Source organism: Bradyrhizobium sp. Ec3.3 (genome assembly GCF_000472925.1).
GTDB lineage: Bacteria > Pseudomonadota > Alphaproteobacteria > Rhizobiales > Xanthobacteraceae > Bradyrhizobium.
This window is the reverse complement of sequence record NZ_AXAS01000008.1, coordinates 54,476-70,210: the sequence shown is the minus strand read 5'-3', so window position 1 is coordinate 70,210 and position 15,735 is coordinate 54,476. Positions and strand designations below refer to the sequence as shown.

Genomic DNA, 15,735 nt, shown 5'->3' with positions numbered 1-15,735 from the left:
TTCCTCTACGGGACCCCGCACCCGAGCGGTGCATAACACGAAGGAGTGACTGGTTGTGTTCGGCACCGTAGGTTCGGCCACCATCCGTCAGGCAAGATAAAAGGAACGCCATGGACAAGAAGATGCACGACAAAGGGCTGGAAGTTCGCAAAGCAGTGCTGGGCGAGGCCTATGTCAACAATGCCCTGAAGAACGTCGACGACTTCAACCGGCCGTTCCAGGAGATGCTCAACGAATATTGCTGGGGCACAGTGTGGGGCCGTGAGGAGCTGCCGCGCAAGACCCGCAGCATGCTCAACATCGCCATGATCGCGATCCTCAACCGCCAGCACGAGTTCCGCGCGCACCTGAAGGGCGCGCTGACCAATGGCGTCACCCGCGACGAAATCCGCGAGATCCTGATGCAGGTCGCAATCTACGGCGGCATGCCGGCCGCGGTCGACAGTTTTCGCATCGCGCGCGAGGTGTTTGCGGAGATCGATGGCAAGGCGTGAGGTCCCTCACTCGTCGTCCCGGGGCGCGCCACCGGGTCCGCGCAAAGCGCGGCCCGATGACAGGCTCCGCGCGAGCCCGGGACCCATCAACACAAGCAGATGTGGTTGCGGGGACTCGGAGTTAGCACTTCGCACCACGACTCCTCCCTGGGGTTGGGTCCTCGCTTTCGCGGGGACGACACTGAATACTTGGCGCTCCGCACTTAGAACAACAAACACAAGGAAACACCATGGACATCGGATTCATCGGCCTCGGAAACATGGGCTTTCCGATGGCGCGGCGGCTGATCGAGGCGGGGCATCGGCTCGTTGCGTTCGATACGCGGAAAGAGGTCCTCGACACGCTGGTGGCGCGCGGCGCAATGGTGGCAACGTCGCCGAAGGACGTTGCCGACCGGGTCGAGACCGTGCTGGCGAGCCTGCCGTCGCTGCAGGCTTCGCTCGACGTCGCAACCGGCGCCAACGGCGTGATCGACGGCAAGCGCGTCAAACGCTTCGTCGATCTGTCGACCGTCGGCTCGCAGATGGCGGTCAGGATTCACGGCCTGCTGGCGACGCGCAACATCGTGCAGATCGACAGCCCCGTTTCGGGCGGCGTCGCCGGTGCCGAGAAAGGCACGCTGGCTGTGATGGTCTCAGGTCCCAGGAGCGACTTCGAGACCATCAAGGCCGCGCTCGGCGTGATCGGAAAGGTGTTTTTCATCGGCGAGAAGCCGGGCGCGGCTCAGACCATGAAGCTCGCCAACAATTTCCTTTCGGCGACCGCGATCGTGGCGACATCGGAAGCGGTGGTGATGGGCGTGAAGGCCGGGCTCGATCCCGCCGTGATGATCGACGTCATCAATGCGGGCTCGGGCATGAACACCGCAAGCCGCGACAAGTTTCCGCGCTCGGTGCTGCCGCGCAGCTTCGACTTCGGCTTCGCCACCGGGCTGATGGTGAAGGACGTGCGCCTGGCGCTCGAGGAGATGAAGCAGCTCGGCCTGTCGATGGAGGTCGCGGACGCGGTCGGGCGTCTCTGGGAGACCGTCATCAGCGAGGAAGGCGCGGGTTCGGATTTCACCGCGGCGATCAAGCCGATCGAGAAGAGGGCCGGGGTGGTGGTCGGCGGGAAGACATAGCCTTCGCGGCGATCGCCGCAGATTTGCCCGACACACCAAACGTTTCCGCGCTGTGACCGTGCGTAAGATTGGAAACCCCCAGGCGACTTTGCATGGGGTTGTTTTGAGGGTTTTCGCTACGACAGCCTCACAGCCATGGCGCGGGCGTATCCATGGCGATGAGCTGCTCGACATCGATGCGGGGACGCACCACCGCATACTGGTCGCCCTTGACCAGCACCTCCGGCACCAGCGGCCGCGTGTTGTAGGTGCCGGCCTGCACGGCGCCGTAGGCGCCTGAGGTCATGATGGCGAGGAGATCGCCCGGCTTCGGCGTCGGCAGCGTGCGATCGAGCGCGAGGTAATCGCCGGTCTCGCAGACGGGCCCCACGACGTCGGCCAGAATCGTCGGCGCGCCGGCGGCGGGCTGCGCAACCGGCAGGATGTCGTGATGGGCCTCATAGAGCGTCGGACGGATCAGGTCGTTCATCGCGGCGTCGATGATGACGAAATTCTTGCCGTCGCCGTGCTTCACGTAGATCACCTTGGTGACCAGGATGCCGGCATTGCCGACGATCATGCGGCCCGGCTCGAACATCAGCGTGCAGCCGAGATTGTGCGTGATGCGCCTGACCATCGCGGCATAGGCGTCGGGCGCGGGCGGCGCCTCGCGGTCCATGTAATAGGGAATGCCGAGGCCACCGCCGAAATCGACATGCGAGATGTTGTGGCCATCGGCGCGCAGCGTCTGAACGAATTCGGCGAGGATGCGGAACGCGATCTCCATCTTGGACAGATCGGTGATCTGGCTGCCGATATGCACGTCGGTGCCGGTCACCTCGATGCCGGGCAGCTTCGCTGCCCGTGCATACACCTGTCGGGCGTGGACGATCGGGATGCCGAACTTGTTCTCGGACTTGCCGGTGGAGATTTTTGCGTGCGTGCCGGCATCGACATCCGGATTGACGCGCACGGAGATGCGCGCGGTCCTGCCCATCTCGCTGGCAAGGCGAGACAACAGCTCGAGCTCAGGCTCGGATTCGACATTGATGCAGAGAATGTCGGCGGCAAGCGCGGCGCGCAGCTCGGTCTCGGTCTTGCCGACGCCGGAGAACAGGATCTTGCTTGGGGGGATGCCGGCAGCAAGCGCACGCTTCAACTCGCCGCCCGAGACCACGTCGGCACCCGCCCCCAGCTTGGCCAGCGTGCGCAGCACCGACTGGTTGGAGTTCGCCTTCATGGCGTAGCAGACCAGCACCTTCTCGCCGGCGAAGGCATCGGCGAAGACGCGATAGTGCCGCTCGAGCGTCGCGGTCGAGTAGCAATAGAAGGGCGTGCCGACGCTCGCGGCGAGATCGGAAAGGTTCACCGCTTCGGCGTGCAGGACGCCGTTGCGGTAGTCGAAATGGTTCATGGCGTTCGCTCAGTCATCCCGGCTCATCTGCCGGGCTTTTCGTCCAGCAGCGGATCGAGGACAAACGATTTCTTCTTGCCCTTGGCAGCGGCGGGCGCGGCATCCGCGCCGTAGGTGGGATTGAACACGCTCGGCGTCTTCTGGGCCTCGGTCTCAGTATCGGTGGGCGCCGGGGCGACATTCGCCGTGGACGCACTGGACGCGGTCGGCGGCAGGTCCAGCGGACCCTTGCGGCCGCAGCCGGCCAGCGCCAACGCGCTCAGGCTCAAGACAATGATGACCCACCCCGAGCCGGTCGGGCGAAACTTTGACGTCACGACGAGATCCCCACTACGCGGGCCGCACCATACAGAGATTGGCTCGCTCTGGCGAGAGCCGGATGACCATGAAAAACAAGCGAAATTTTGCTCTCAGCCAGATTTTCGCTCTTTTTCCAAGCGCTTCGCCCAGGCCTTGGCCTGCGCCGTCACGTTCTTCGGCGCCGTGCCGCCAAAGCTGGTGCGGCTCTTCACCGACGATTCGACCGAGAGCACGCCGAGCACATCCTTGGTGATTTTTGGCTCGATCGCCTGCATCTCCTTGAGCGGGAGCTCGTGGAGCGCGACGCCGTCGCTCGCGGCCTTTGCCACGATCCGGCCGGTGACGTGATGGGCCTCGCGGAACGGCATCTTCAGCGTCCGCACCAGCCAGTCGGCAAGATCAGTCGCGGTGGCATAGCCTTCGCCCGCGGCCGCCTTCATCTTCGCTTCATCCGGCACGAGGTCGCGGACCATGCCGGTCATGGCGCGGATCGCGAGCGACAGCGCGGCAAAGCCTTCCATCGCGCCCTGCTTGTCCTCCTGCATGTCCTTTTGATAGGCGAGCGGCAGGCCCTTCATCACGATCAGGAGGCCATTGAGCGCACCGATGACGCGCCCCGTCTTGGCGCGCACGAGCTCGGCGGCGTCAGGATTGCGCTTCTGCGGCATGATCGACGAGCCGGTGGTGAACTTGTCGCTGAGGCGGATGAGGCCCACGAGCGGCGAGGTCCAGATCACGATTTCTTCCGCAAAGCGCGACATGTGCACGGCGCAGATCGAGGCCGCCGACAGCGTCTCCAGCACGAAGTCGCGGTCGGAGACCGCATCGAGCGAATTCGCCATCGGCCGGTCGAAGGCAAGCGCTTTTGCAGTGGCGTGGCGGTCGATCGGGAACGAGGTACCGGCGAGCGCTGCGGCACCCAGCGGAGATTCATTCAGCCGCTTGCGGGCATCCTGGAAGCGGCCGCGATCGCGCGCGGCCATCTCGACATAGGCGAGCAGGTGGTGGCCGAAGGTGACGGGCTGCGCGGTCTGCAAATGCGTGAAGCCAGGCATCACGGTCCCGGCATGTTCCATCGCGCGTTCCACCAGCGCCTCTTGGAACGCGGCGAGTGCGGCATCCGTCTCGTCGATGATGTCGCGGACGAACAGGCGGAAGTCGGTCGCGACCTGGTCGTTGCGCGACCGCGCGGTGTGCAGGCGGCCGGCGGCGGGGCCGATCAGCTCGGACAGACGGCTCTCGACATTCATATGGATGTCCTCGAGCGCGCGCTTGAACTCGAAGCCTCCCTTGCCGATCTCTGACAAAATCGTGTCTAGACCCTTGCCGATATTTTTCGCATCAGAGGCCGTGATGATGCCCTGCGTAGCGAGCATCGCGGCATGGGCCTTGGACGCGGCAATGTCCTGGGCGAAGAGGTGACGATCGACGTCGATGGAGACGTTGATTTCCTCCATGATCTCATCGGGACGTTCCGAGAACCGGCCGCCCCACATCTTGTTGCTCATGATCCCCTGCTCACGCCTTGCTTCTCGCTTGCTGCGGCCGTGCCGCACGTTTGCTGACTGCTGCCAGCCGTATTAAGAGGCCCCTGATAGCCATATCTGCGACCGGATGACAAACGATATGCTCGACCCCAACGATATGCTCGACCAGCGGAAAGCGCGCTCTGCCACGCGCCGGATCCCCCTCGTGATCGCCACCGTGGCGGTCGGGGGCCTGGTCGGCTTTGCCGCGCTGTACGGGTTGGGCCTGAAGCGGGGGCCAGCGGGCGATCCGGTCTGCCGCGCCGCGGTCCAGACCGCCAATAGGATCGCGCCGCTCGCCCACGGCGAGGTGGCCGCGCTGACCATGGCGACCGCGCCGTTGAAGCTGCCGGACCTCGCCTTCGAGGACGCCGAGGGCAAGCCGAAAAAGCTGTCCGATTTCCGCGGCAAGACGGTGCTGGTGAACCTCTGGGCGACCTGGTGCGTGCCCTGCCGCAAGGAGATGCCGGCGCTGGAAGGGCTCCAGGTCACGCTGGGCAGCGAGAATTTCCAGGTGGTGGCAATCAATATCGACACCCGCGACCCCGAGAAGCCCAAAAACTTCCTGAAAGAGGCCGGCATCACCCGCCTCGGCTACTTCAGTGACCAGAAAGCCAAGACCTTTCAGGATCTTAAAGCCATAGGCCGGGCACTGGGCATGCCGACCTCGGTGCTGGTCGACCCGCAAGGCTGCGAGATCGCCACGATCGCCGGCCCCGCAGAATGGTCCAGCGACGACGCGCTGGGGCTGATCCAGGCGGCAATGAAGCCGGCCGCCGCGTCGCTTTAAGCTGTGACGTTGAGATTGTTGCCGATGCCGGCGCCGACATTGGCGAGCGAGGGCTGGCTGGCGCCGAGCAGGGTCAGGACGGCGGATTTCTCCGCATCCATGTTCTGCTTCGTCACGGTCGCCGCGATGTTCGACTGCAACGCGCCTTGCTGAGCGGTCAGCATGCTGCTGACCATGGCCATCATGTCCATACGCAGACCCTCGTACGGCGGCAGCCTAGGCGCGAGGGGTTAACGAGAGGTGAGCGGGGCCGTCAAGCGCGAAGCGGACCTGTTGAATGGACCGGCTTACCGCGTCGGGACCGGCTTGGCGCCGCGGTAGTCGTAGAAGCCGCGCTGCGTCTTGCGGCCGAGCCAGCCGGCTTCGACGTATTTCACCAGCAGCGGGCACGGGCGGTATTTTGAGTCGGCCAGCCCCTCATGCAGCACCTGCATGATTGAGAGGCAGGTATCGAGGCCGATGAAATCGGCCAGCTCCAGCGGGCCCATCGGATGATGCGCGCCCAGCTTCATCGCCGCGTCGATCGCCTCGACGTTTCCGACACCTTCATAGAGCGTGTAGATCGCCTCGTTGATCATCGGCAGCAGAATGCGGTTGACGATGAAGGCCGGGAAATCCTCGGAGACCGCGACCTGCTTGCCGAGCTTGGCGACGAATGCCTTGGAGGCCTCGAAGGTGGAGTCATCGGTGGCGATGCCGCGGATCAGTTCGACCAGCTCCATCAAAGGCACCGGATTCATGAAATGAATGCCGATGAAGCGCTCGGGGCGGTCGGTGGCCGCGGCCAGACGGGTGATCGAGATCGTGGAGGTGTCGGAGGCGACGATCGCTTCGGGCTTCAGAACGGCGCAAAGCTCGTGGAAAATCTTGCGCTTGACCTCCTCCTTCTCGACCGCGGTCTCGATCACGAGGTCGCAGTCGGCGAGGTCATCGAGCTTCTCGGCGAGGGTGATGCGCGACAGCGCCTTGGCCTTGTCGTCCTCGCTGACGGCCTTCTTGGAGACCTGGCGCGACAGATTGCCGTTGATGGTGGCCATACCCGACTTCAAACGGTCGGCCGAGATGTCGTTGAGCACCACGTCGAAACCGGCCAGCGCCGCGACATGGGCAATGCCATTGCCCATCTGCCCCGCGCCGATCACGCCGACCTTCTTGATCTCTGCCATAATGTCATCCACCGGAACGGCGCGGATGCCGCGCCCTGCCTATCCCCCGTGAGCCGAGGGTCCGATTTAATCAGAACCCGGGCTCGAAACCTAGATTGGATCGCGCCCTTCCGCGTGCCCCCGCGAAAGAAACCGCCTCAGAAATGAAACACCGGCCGGAGTTGGGACATCCGGCCGGTGTTTTTACGGTGTTTTACTTGCCGAGCTTGCCGAGTTCGGCCGTGAGCTCAGGAACCGCCTGGTAGAGGTCGGCAACCAGGCCGTAGTCGGCGACCTGGAAGATCGGCGCGTCCTCGTCCTTGTTGATCGCGACGATCACCTTGGAGTCCTTCATGCCGGCGAGATGCTGGATCGCGCCGGAAATGCCGACGGCGACGTAGAGCTCGGGGGCCACGACCTTGCCGGTCTGGCCGACCTGCCAGTCGTTCGGCGCATAGCCCGCGTCGACCGCCGCGCGCGAGGCACCGACACCGGCGCCCAGCTTGTCGGCGAGCGGCTCGATGTATTTTGCGAAGTTTTCCCGGCTTTGCATGGCGCGGCCACCGGACACGATGATTTTCGCCGAGGTCAGCTCGGGACGGTCGCTCTTGGCGACTTCCTCGCCGACGAAGGACGACAGGGCCGGATCGGCCGCCGCCGCGATGCTCTCGACGCTCGCGCTGCCACCGGCCGGTGCGGCGGCGAAGGTCGAGGTGCGCACCGTGATGACCTTCTTGGCGTCCTTCGACTTCACCGTCTGGATGGCGTTGCCGGCATAGATCGGACGCTCGAAGGTGTCGGGCGCGACAACCTTGATGATCTCCGAGACCTGCATGACGTCGAGCAGCGCCGCGACGCGCGGCATCACGTTCTTGAAGCGCGAGGTCGCGGGCGCGACGATCGCGTCATAGCCGGATGCCAGCGAGACGATCAGCGCGGCCAGCGGCTCGGCGAGATCGTGCGCGTAAGCCTCGCCGTCGGCGAGCAGCACCTTCTTCACGCCTGCGAGCTTCGCGGCGGCGTCCGCCGCGCCCTTGGCGTTCTGGCCGGCCACCAGCACGTCGACGTCGGCGCCGAGGGCGGCGGCCGCCGTCAGGGCCTTGTTGGTAGCGTCCTTCAGCGACGCATTGTCGTGTTCAGCAATCAGAAGCGTCGTCATCAGAGCACCCCGGCTTCGTTCTTGAGTTTCGACACCAGCTCGGCGACGTCCTTGACCTTGACGCCGGCCTTGCGGCCCGGTGGCTCCGTCGTCTTGAGAACTTCAAGGCGCGCGGTGACATCGACGCCGTAATCGGCGACGGTCTTCTCCGCGATCGGCTTCTTCTTCGCCTTCATGATGTTGGGCAGCGAGGCATAACGCGGCTCGTTGAGACGGAGATCGGTGGTGACGATCGCCGGTCCCTTCAGCTTCACCGTCTGCAGGCCGCCATCGACCTCGCGGGTGACCTTGAAGTCGCTGCCTTCGACCTCGAGCTTGGAGGCAAACGTCGCCTGCGACCAGCCAAGCAGAGCGGCCAGCATCTGGCCGGTCTGGTTGCTGTCGTCGTCGATCGCCTGCTTGCCCAGAATGATCAAGCCCGGCTGCTCTTCCTCGGCGACCTTCTTCAGGATCTTGGCGACCGCCAACGGCTCCACATTGCCGTCCGCCTTCACCAGGATGCCGCGGTCGGCGCCCATGGCAAGACCGGTGCGGATCGTCTCCGACGCCTGCGCCGGTCCAATGGACACCACCACGACCTCGGTGGCCTTGCCGCCTTCCTTCAGGCGCAGCGCTTCCTCGACCGCGATTTCGTCGAATGGGTTCATCGACATCTTGACGTTGGCGAGTTCAACGCCCGATCCATCGCCCTTGACGCGGACCTTGACGTTGTAATCGACCACCCGCTTTACCGGCACTAAGACCTTCATCGATCCTCTTTCACTTGAATTCTTGAGGGGGGTTATCAACTGGCGCGGAACCTAATGGCCCGGCCCAGTCCGGTCAACGCGCGCGGAGGCCCAAAAGTTGGCTTTGCGAGCCAATCTTGGCGGTTTGCTTAGCGGTTCTGGCCCGGCACCCAGAGCACGTCGCCGGCGCCATTATGATTGGCCGCGCGGCTCGCGACAAACAGGAAATCCGATAGCCGGTTCATATATTGGATGCCAGCCGCTCCGACCGGCTCGTCCGGCTTTGCAGCGAGTTCCACCATCACGCGTTCCGCCCTGCGGCATATCGTGCGCGCGACATGGAGATGGGCGGCCGCCGGGGTTCCGCCCGGCAGCACGAAGGAGGTGAGCGGGGCGAGCTTGTCGTTCAGCGCGTCGATGTCGCGCTCGAGCCGCTCGACCTGACTTGCCACCACCCGCAACCGTTCGGCTTTGCCTTCACGCTCGGGCACCGCGAGATCGGCGCCGAGATCGAACAGGTCGTTCTGGATCCGGCCGAGCATCGCATCGAGCTCCGGCCAGTCCTTGACGTGCAATCGCACAACGCCGATCGCGGCATTGGTCTCGTCGACGGTGCCATAGGCCTCGATCCGCAGATCATATTTCGGACGGCGCTCGCCGGAGCCGAGCGCGGTCGTGCCGTCGTCACCGGTACGGGTGTAGATACGGTTGAGAACGACCATGTTTGCCTCTCCAGCCGCCGGCTCTCAATGTTTGAGCATGATCTTATCGGAAAACCGCTGCACACTTTTCCGGATCATGCTCTAGCGGCCCATCGCCCAGACCGCGAGCATGGCGATGACGATCGCCACGAACTGAAACAGTACGCGCAGCCGCATCAGCCTCTGCGAGGTGTTCGGCGAGCCGCCGCGCATCATGTTGACGAGACCGAGCAGCAGCACTAGCGCCACGGCGCCGACAGCCACCGGCAGGATGAAAGAACTCAGGAAGGATGCCATTAGGGGTAGATAACATTGTGTTTGCGGCTGCGCCATCGCGGCGCGATCTGGCTTTTAGGCCAATAATATCAGAAGCTAAGCGGATGATTATCGATTTGAGCCAGCCCGCAGACTTCGCCTCTCGCCGCTTGCGGGAAGAGAGAGCAGAGCAGCGCCGGGGTACGCCGTGAGGCAGATCCGCTACCTCTACCTCGTCGTGATGGACGCGTTCTACACGTTCCTCGCCGACGACGGCTGGGCGATCGCGAGCCATATCGCACTGTCCAGCCTGATGGCGCTGTTCCCGTTCCTGATCGTGCTGACCTCGCTGGCGGGCTTCTTCGGCTCCAAGGAGCTCGCCGACCAGGCCGCCGGGCTGATGCTCCAGGTCTGGCCCAAGCAGGTTGCCGACACATTGTCCGGCGAGATCCACGACGTTCTGACCACGACCCGCACCGACGTGCTGACGATCGGCGCGGTGCTGTCGGTCTATTTCGCCTCGAACGGCGTCGAGGCCTTACGGGTCGCGCTCAACCGCGCCTACGCGGTGGTCGAGATGCGGCGCTGGTACTGGCTGCGGCTGGAATCGATCGCCTACACGCTGGTCGCGGCCTTCGCCGCGCTCGCCATGGCCTTCCTGATCGTGCTCGGCCCTCTGATCATCGAGGCGGCGCGGCGCCACATCCCGCTGTTCGTCGAGTCCAACGAAAGCATCCTGACCTGGGTGCGTTATGGCATCACCATCGGCGCGCTGATCGTGGCGCTATTGATCCTGCATGCCTGGGTGCCGGCGGGACGGCGGAAGTTTCTCCAGATCCTGCCCGGCATCGTCTTCACCATCGTGGGGTCGGTCGTCTCAGGCATCGTGTTCGGGCAATATCTGGCGCGCTTCGCCAACAACTACGTGACGATGTATGCGGGGCTCGCCTCCGTGATCATCGCGCTGGTGTTTCTGTATTTCATCGCCGCGATCTTCGTCTATGGCGGCGAGCTCAACGCCGCGATCATCAAGTCGCGGCTTCCTCACGGCGTGTCGCTTCAAGCAGCGCAGTCGCTAGCGCACGCGGAGACACGGGCTTGACCAGGAAGGCGTCGGCACCGGCCTCGCGCGAGGCCGTCTCGTCCTCGCCGCGGCCGGAAATGCCGATGATCGGGATCTGACCGAGCGGCGGACACATCGTGCGGATGCGCTTGATCGCCTCGATGCCGTCGATGCCCGGCAGCACCATGTCCATTAGCACCGCGTCGAAGCCGCCTTGCGCCAGGCGGTTTTCCGCGTCCTCGCCACGGCCGATGAACTCGGCATGATGGCCGAGTTCGGTCAGTATGGTGTTGAGCACGACGCGGCCGAACGGATTGTCCTCGACGCTGAGCACGCGCAAGCCCGCCGGCGCATTCTCCCCGCGACCGTCGTGCGCCCCTGACTTGGTGGATTTCTCCGCCTCGGCCGAGGTCAGGGACACCGTCAATGTGAAGGTGGCGCCGCCGCCGCGCCGCGGCGCGACCGTGATGTCGCCGCCCATCGCGCGCGCAAGCTGCTTCACCGATGACAGCCCGAGCCCGGCGCCGCCGAAGCGCGAGGCGATGGTGACATTGGCCTGCGAGAACGGACGGAACAGGCGCTTGATCTCGGCCATGGTCAGCCCGATGCCGCTGTCGGACACCGCGAATGCGACGCCGGTCCTGGCCTTGTCTTTGGCTTTCCCCTTGATCCTGTCCTTGGCGATCGGCCATGGCGCGACGGAGAGAGCGATCCCGCCCTGCTCGGTGAACTTCACGGCATTGTCGATCAGATTCTCCAGCGCCGCGCGCAGGCGGACGGGATCACCAACCACCAGCGCGGGGAGCTTTGGCGAGATATCGACCCGGGCCTGCAACCCCTTGGCGGCCGCCCGGCCGGCGAGCGAGTCGCCGGCGGCGCGCGCCAGCGCTCGCAGGTCGAACAGATCCTGACCGAGGCCACCGCCACCATTTTTCCCTGTCTTGGCGGCATCGACGAACAACGTGGCAAGGCTCGCCAGATGCTCCGCGCCGGCCTTGATGGTATCGGCCCAGCGACGCTCGCGCTCGCCGAGGTCGGAGGTCGCCAGGAGATCGCTGATCGCAAGGATTCCGGTCAGGGGGGTGCGAACCTCATGGGCAAAGGCGGCAAGCGCCGCCTGAACCATGTCCGCCGCGACAGGTTTTGCACTCGTCTTTGGGCTGCGCTTTCGTGCGGCATGCGGCTTAACGCGCGTCTTAACCGGCGTCTTGGCGCCCGTCTTGGGCAACCGCCGCTTTGACGACCGCGTGGTGCGCGCGATGCGCGTTTTCGCCGCCATGTTTCCCCTTGAACCCCGGCTCGCAGTCAGCATGGCACGGCGGGGCCCAGGGAGTCACTGAGGCGTTTTGCTAAACCCCAGAGAAACTTAACGTAATCCCACCAAAGCGCGAATGTCGGCAGGCAGCGCTCCCGCCGCGCGCAAGTCGCGCAAACCGGTGGCGCGGGTCGATTTGGAAAGCTTTTGCCCGCCCTCGTCGCGTATCAGCCGGTGGTGGCGGTAGGCGGGCGCGGGCAGGCCGAGCAGTTGCTGGAGCAGGCGGTGGACCGAGGTGGCATGAAACAGGTCCTGACCGCGCACCACCTCGCTCACCTCTTGCAACGCATCGTCGACGACGACCGAGATGTGATAGCTGGTCGGCGTCTCCTTGCGTGCGAGGATGACGTCGCCCCAGGCCTGCGGTTGGGCAGGAATGCTGCCCTGCTCGCCCGCGGGCCCCTCGCCGTCCTCATGCCACATGAGGTCCGTTACGCGGCGGCAAGCGGCGGCCATGTCGAGCCGCAGCGCATAGGGCGCGCCGGACGAGATCAGCCGCGCACGCTCGGCGGCGGAGAGCGATTTCGCAGTGCCCGGATAAAGCGGCGCGCCATCCGGATCGCGCGGCCACGGCTGATCGGCCTCGCGCTGCGTCACCAGCCTTGCGATCTCAGCGCGGCTTTCGAAGGCGGGATAGACGAGGCCAAGCGCGGTGAGCTGGTCCAGCGCCACGCGGTAGGCCTCAAAATGATCAGACTGCCGCCGCACCGGCATCTCCCAGGCGATCCCGAGCCAGGCGAGGTCTTCGTAGATCGCCGCCTCGAACTCTACCCGGCAGCGCGCCCTGTCGATGTCCTCGATGCGCAGCAGGAAGCGCCCGCCCGTCTCGCGCGCGCGATCGAAATTGAGCAGGGCGGAAAGGGCGTGGCCGAGATGGAGATAGCCATTTGGGCTCGGGGCGAATCGGAAAACGGGTGGCATCAGGCGGGCCGAAACGGATCAATCGTGCCGCTCTCCCGCTCGAGTCGCTCGACCACACCGCGATAGAACTGCTCCGCCCTAAGGATCATTTGTTCCGATGCACCGACCCCGCCGCCCTCGAATACACCACGGGCAAGCTCGAACTCTGAATCGATGAAGCCAGCTACCACGCGTGACAGAGGCGCTACGCCGAGCTCGCGCGTGACCGCCTTGCGATCCATCAGATCGACGACCTCCGCCCTCAAATCGCTCGGCGGCTCACACTCTGCCATGAGCGTCGGAAAATGCATTGGCGCGACAGCCTCGGTCGGATGCATGCGCAACCATCGCAAGGCGGCCGCGGGCCGAAGTGCATAGAAGATCTTCTTTTGCGCAACGCTCGTTCCATCGCCGAAGTATACGCGTCGCTGACGCTCGCCAAGATGAAGATAGTGACGGCCAATCGCCTCCCGGCTCGCCGCCTGGCGAGCAAACTCCAGAAAATCATCGCGAAACCAGGCCTGCCCGCAGTAAATGACCGGCGAGCGCAGCCACTCGACAATCACCGCATTGCCCTTCAGCAAGAGCTGAAGCGCCTTGCGCAAGTCCCACCCATTGGCATCGAGGTCTCCTTCAAGCGGGAGCTCAATGACGTCACGCGAGGTCCATGGCGTAACATGATCGACGGCGCGACGCACGAAGACGAAGCGACAGTCGTAGTCGCTGTCAGGAGACGAAAAGCCCCATGCCCGGCTACCGCTTTCGATGGCGAGGGGCAAGAAAACGCGATGTTCGTCGACGATGCGACCGAGCATGGCATCGATCAAGGCGACTTTCTCGCCGATCATCTCGGCAGGAATGTTTCTCAAACTCATCCGGCGCGTCCGAAATCAAGGTGATATGGTCTTAGTCTCATCGTTCCGAACCGTCCACAGGACGCTTAGTCCGCATCGCTGCGATCCGGTGTCTTCATGACCATCCACCTCGAAACCCAGTCCGATCTCGAAGAGGCCGTTGAGGCGCTGGTGAAGCGCGATACCCGGCTGAAGCCGGTGCTGGAGATCGCGGGCATGCCGAGCCTGCGGCGGCGTGAGCCTGGCTTTGTCGGGCTTGCCCATATCGTCTGCGGCCAGCAGCTCTCGACCGCGAGCGCCGGCGCGATCTGGGGGCGGCTAAACGCCGCCTTCGATCCGTTCGACCATGATGCCGTGCGCCGCGCACGCGCCGACCGGCTGGGACGGCTCGGCCTTTCGGCAGCCAAGATCAAGACGCTGAAACATCTGGCACGCGAGCTCGCGGCCGAACGGCTGAATCTCGACGTCCTCGCCGAAGAGGATGCCGACGCCGCGCATCACACGCTGATCGCGCTGCCGGGCATCGGACCGTGGACCGCCGACGTCTACCTGCTGTTTTGCCTCGGCCATGGCGATGCCTGGCCGGCCGGCGATCTCGCAGTCCAAGAAGGCATCCGCCTCGGGCTGGGCCTGAAGACGCGCCCCACCGAGAAGCAGATGGCCCCGCTCGCCGAGCCCTGGCGGCCCCTGCGCGGCGCGGCCGCGCATCTGTGGTGGAGCTACTATCGCGCGGTCAAGAAACGCGAAGGCGTCATCGCCGGCGAGGCGAACGCCGTTTTAAACAATGTTGCTGTTGCAAAGCGCTCACGGGTGAAAGAAAAGATGCCGGCACGGAAAAAGCCGGGACCTTCACCATGACATCGACCGACTTCATCGTTGCGCGCAACGACCTCGAGCAGTGCAAGCTGACCGAGACCGCAATTCCCGATCCAGCCACGCTACCGGCGGATGCGCTTTTGGTGAAGGTCGAACGCTTCGCGTTCACCGCCAACAACATCACCTATGCCGTGATGGGCGACGAGCTGAAATACTGGCAAATCTTTCCGGCGCCGCACGGCTTCGGCAACATCCCGGTGTGGGGTTTTGGCGAGGTCATCGCCTCGAAACACCCTGGCGTCGCTGTCGGCGAGCGACTGTTCGGCTATTTCCCGATGGCGACGCATCTCGTCATCGAAGCCACGGACGTCAGCAAGCGCGCTCTTCGCGACGGCGCAGAGCATCGCAAGCAGGTGTCGCCGGTCTATAACGTCTATTCCCGTGTCACCGGTGATCCCAACTTTGCGGGGCATCAGGGCGATCTTCAGGCGCTGCTGCGGCCGCTGTTCATGCTGTCGTTCCTGGTCGACGATTTCCTCGCCGAGAACGACGACTTTGGCGCGCATAGCGTGCTGCTCTCGAGCGCCTCCAGCAAGACCGCGTTCGGGCTCGCGCATCTCCTGCACAGCCGCGGCCGCAGGGTGATCGGGCTGACCTCGGCCGGCAACGCCGGCTTCGTCGGCTCGCTACCCTGCTACGACGAGGTCGTCACTTATGACCGCTTCAGCTCGCTGCCGACGGATAAGCCGGTCGCCTTCGTCGACATGGCCGGCAGCAGCGCGTTGCGGGCCGAGCTGCACCACCATTTCGGCAACCGGATGGCGTGCTCGGTGCGCGTCGGCCTGACGCATCGCGCCACCGATGCCGACGAAGGCGCCCTGCCCGGCGCAAAGCCGCGCTGGTTCTTCGCGCCGGATCATCTGCGCAAGCGTGCGAAGGACTGGGGCCCGGGCGGAATCGATCAGCGCTTTGGCGTGACGTGGTCGGGCTTTGCGCCGATGCTCGAAAAGTGCATCGCCGTGGTCGAGAGCCGCGGAGCCGACGCGGTGCGGCGGGTTTATCTCGATACCCTCAAGGGCCGTATTCCGCCTGAGCAGGGGCATATGCTCTCGCTGCTCGGATAGTTGCCTTTTTGTACGGACCGAACCGGTATAGCCTCGTGCCCGAGAGGAAGC

General features: G+C 64.5%; 18 protein-coding genes. 6 read left to right on the top strand and 12 right to left on the bottom strand.

Annotation, left to right across the window (positions count from 1 at the left end; translation table 11 throughout):
* Positions 1-110: 110 nt before the first annotated feature.
* Positions 111-494 (top strand): carboxymuconolactone decarboxylase family protein, encoded by a 384-nt coding sequence (locus YUU_RS0109525; protein WP_008567285.1) that lies wholly within the window; start codon positions 111-113, stop codon positions 492-494.
* A 230-nt stretch (positions 495-724) separates the two neighbouring features.
* Entirely contained in the window at positions 725-1,615 is an 891-nt protein-coding gene (locus YUU_RS0109520; protein ID WP_027522152.1) for an NAD(P)-dependent oxidoreductase, read from the top strand.
* Between the two features lie 127 nt (positions 1,616-1,742).
* Here the strand turns inward: YUU_RS0109520 and lysA are convergent, their stop codons facing one another.
* The 3 genes from lysA to argH form a co-directional block, all read right to left on the bottom strand.
* Positions 1,743-3,008: a diaminopimelate decarboxylase gene (gene lysA, locus YUU_RS0109515; protein ID WP_027522151.1), complete on the bottom strand. Its 1,266-nt coding sequence runs from the start codon at positions 3,006-3,008 to the stop codon at positions 1,743-1,745.
* A 23-nt stretch (positions 3,009-3,031) separates the two neighbouring features.
* The gene (locus YUU_RS0109510) at positions 3,032-3,325 is read right to left on the bottom strand and encodes a lipoprotein (RefSeq protein WP_027522150.1); all 294 of its coding nucleotides are present in this window, start codon (positions 3,323-3,325) and stop codon (positions 3,032-3,034) included.
* A gap of 93 nt (positions 3,326-3,418) precedes the next feature.
* Positions 3,419-4,816, bottom strand: a complete 1,398-nt coding sequence (gene argH / locus YUU_RS0109505; protein WP_027522149.1) for an argininosuccinate lyase — start codon at positions 4,814-4,816, stop codon at positions 3,419-3,421.
* A 118-nt stretch (positions 4,817-4,934) separates the two neighbouring features.
* Between argH and YUU_RS0109500 the strand changes: the two genes are divergently transcribed.
* Entirely contained in the window at positions 4,935-5,624 is a 690-nt protein-coding gene (locus tag YUU_RS0109500; RefSeq protein ID WP_035661910.1) for a TlpA disulfide reductase family protein, read from the top strand.
* Here the strand turns inward: YUU_RS0109500 and YUU_RS0109495 are convergent.
* The 6 genes from YUU_RS0109495 to YUU_RS0109470 form a co-directional block, all read right to left on the bottom strand.
* Complete coding sequence (locus YUU_RS0109495; protein WP_027522147.1) at positions 5,621-5,815, bottom strand: hypothetical protein; 195 nt, start codon at positions 5,813-5,815, stop codon at positions 5,621-5,623. The two genes, YUU_RS0109500 and YUU_RS0109495, sit on opposite strands and share 4 nt — an antisense overlap.
* Positions 5,816-5,911: 96 nt before the next feature.
* The gene (locus YUU_RS0109490) at positions 5,912-6,793 is read right to left on the bottom strand and encodes a 3-hydroxybutyryl-CoA dehydrogenase (protein ID WP_027522146.1); all 882 of its coding nucleotides are present in this window, start codon (positions 6,791-6,793) and stop codon (positions 5,912-5,914) included.
* Between the two features lie 190 nt (positions 6,794-6,983).
* Positions 6,984-7,928: an electron transfer flavoprotein subunit alpha/FixB family protein gene (locus tag YUU_RS0109485; RefSeq protein ID WP_027522145.1), complete on the bottom strand. Its 945-nt coding sequence runs from the start codon at positions 7,926-7,928 to the stop codon at positions 6,984-6,986.
* Positions 7,928-8,677, bottom strand: coding sequence for an electron transfer flavoprotein subunit beta/FixA family protein (locus YUU_RS0109480; protein WP_027522144.1), 750 nt, complete (start codon positions 8,675-8,677; stop codon positions 7,928-7,930). The genes YUU_RS0109485 and YUU_RS0109480 overlap by 1 nt, the downstream gene beginning before the upstream one ends.
* 128 nt (positions 8,678-8,805) lie before the next feature.
* Positions 8,806-9,378, bottom strand: a complete 573-nt coding sequence (locus tag YUU_RS0109475; RefSeq protein ID WP_027522143.1) for a cob(I)yrinic acid a,c-diamide adenosyltransferase — start codon at positions 9,376-9,378, stop codon at positions 8,806-8,808.
* A gap of 81 nt (positions 9,379-9,459) precedes the next feature.
* Positions 9,460-9,654, bottom strand: coding sequence for a twin transmembrane helix small protein (locus YUU_RS0109470; RefSeq protein WP_027522142.1), 195 nt, complete (start codon positions 9,652-9,654; stop codon positions 9,460-9,462).
* 199 nt (positions 9,655-9,853) lie between these two features.
* Here YUU_RS0109470 and YUU_RS0109465 point away from each other — a divergent pair, with 199 nt between their 5' ends.
* Positions 9,854-10,714, top strand: coding sequence for a YihY/virulence factor BrkB family protein (locus YUU_RS0109465; RefSeq protein WP_371260480.1), 861 nt, complete (start codon positions 9,854-9,856; stop codon positions 10,712-10,714).
* Here YUU_RS0109465 and YUU_RS0109460 read toward each other — a convergent pair.
* The 3 genes from YUU_RS0109460 to YUU_RS50550 form a co-directional block, all read right to left on the bottom strand.
* A complete protein-coding gene (locus YUU_RS0109460; protein WP_027522140.1) occupies positions 10,641-11,954 on the bottom strand; it encodes an ATP-binding protein in 1,314 nt (437 codons plus the stop codon). The genes YUU_RS0109465 and YUU_RS0109460 overlap by 74 nt on opposite strands.
* A gap of 87 nt (positions 11,955-12,041) precedes the next feature.
* Positions 12,042-12,911: a tRNA glutamyl-Q(34) synthetase GluQRS gene (gene gluQRS / locus YUU_RS0109455; RefSeq protein ID WP_027522139.1), complete on the bottom strand. Its 870-nt coding sequence runs from the start codon at positions 12,909-12,911 to the stop codon at positions 12,042-12,044.
* Positions 12,911-13,738: a nucleotidyltransferase domain-containing protein gene (locus YUU_RS50550; protein ID WP_245287982.1), complete on the bottom strand. Its 828-nt coding sequence runs from the start codon at positions 13,736-13,738 to the stop codon at positions 12,911-12,913. The genes gluQRS and YUU_RS50550 overlap by 1 nt, the downstream gene beginning before the upstream one ends.
* Positions 13,739-13,861: 123 nt before the next feature.
* On the opposite strand from YUU_RS50550, the gene YUU_RS0109445 reads away from it, so the two are divergent.
* Positions 13,862-14,602, top strand: coding sequence for a DNA-3-methyladenine glycosylase (locus tag YUU_RS0109445; RefSeq protein WP_027522137.1), 741 nt, complete (start codon positions 13,862-13,864; stop codon positions 14,600-14,602).
* Entirely contained in the window at positions 14,599-15,684 is a 1,086-nt protein-coding gene (locus YUU_RS0109440) for a DUF2855 family protein (RefSeq protein ID WP_027522136.1), read from the top strand. Before YUU_RS0109445 ends, YUU_RS0109440 begins: the two co-directional genes overlap by 4 nt.
* The last annotated feature ends 51 nt before the right edge of the window (positions 15,685-15,735 follow it).